The sequence below is a fragment of the Acinetobacter sp. YH16038 genome, assembly GCF_013417275.1.
In the GTDB taxonomy this organism is placed as follows: Bacteria; Pseudomonadota; Gammaproteobacteria; order Pseudomonadales; family Moraxellaceae; genus Acinetobacter.
This window is the reverse complement of record NZ_VPEG01000182.1, coordinates 1-1,032: the sequence shown is the minus strand read 5'-3', so window position 1 is coordinate 1,032 and position 1,032 is coordinate 1. Positions and strand designations below refer to the sequence as shown.

Here is a 1,032-nt window from a genome sequence, read left to right as displayed (position 1 = left end):
CCATGCAGAAAGCTACATTAACCATTTCAATGTCCATAGAAACACCGCCTACAAAGTCTTAAAGGATGCTTGCAAAAACTTGTTTGAGCGTCGCTTTAGTTACCAAAAATTAACGGCTAAAGGCAATCTTGAGAATGTTATGAGCCGATGGGTACAGCGTGTGTCCTATGTTGAAAATGAAGCCCTTGTCCGTATCAGGTTTTCAGATGATGTTGTGCCACTGATCACCAACCTAGAGAAGCATTTCACCAGTTATGAACTGGAGCAGGTAAGTAGCCTAACGAGTGCCTATGCCATACGTTTATATGAACTACTAATTGCATGGCGTAGCACTGGGAAAGTATCAATGCTTGAAACTAAGGAATTGAGGTCAAGACTTGGTGTATTGGACACAGAGCATCAACGGATGGAATCGTTTAAAAGACGAGTATTAGAGCCTGCTATTCAACAAATTAACGACCATACCGACATTAAGGCAGAATACGAGCAACATAAGCGAGGACGTTCAATCATTGGGTTTTCATTCAGCTTTAAACAGAAATCCAAGCCTAAAACAATCAACCATGAACGAGATCCAAGCACGGTTGATATGTTCTGCAACTTGTCAGACAGTCAGATAAATACTTATAGCTCAGTATTGTCTAAAGTCCACAGTATCAGCGACCTAGCAGGGAATAAGGACTATCAAGCATTTGCAATATGGATTGCCAATATTTTACGTGACCCGTCCAGTGTGCGAGAAGAAACGGCAAAACGCATATTCAAGGCATTGCGAACAGAAACAGATTTTAAAGGTTAAATGGGAGTATTACTAATGACTGATTTATCAAAACTAAGTGAAACCGAGCTATTAGCTATCTGGAATAAAGATAATTTTGGACTGAAAGGTCAACTATACAAACTAGAACAAGAGTACATCGAAGCCAAAGAAATATTGGATAACTGGCAGAATAAAGACCACCCACTTTATGAACGTCATAAGGATTGTGTGGATGGTCTAGTTACAAGGATTCAGGACATACAAAAAAAGCT

2 protein-coding genes are annotated in these 1,032 nt (G+C 39.7%); both read left to right on the top strand.

Annotation, left to right across the window (positions count from 1 at the left end; genetic code table 11):
- Window positions 1-799 (top strand): replication initiation protein RepM (repM, locus tag FTV34_RS17710; RefSeq protein WP_180070942.1); only part of this gene is annotated, 799 nt, incomplete at its 5' end.
- A gap of 15 nt (window positions 800-814) precedes the next feature.
- Window positions 815-1,032, top strand: a 218-nt coding sequence (locus FTV34_RS17705; protein ID WP_180070941.1) for a hypothetical protein, incomplete at its 3' end; no start/stop codon positions are given.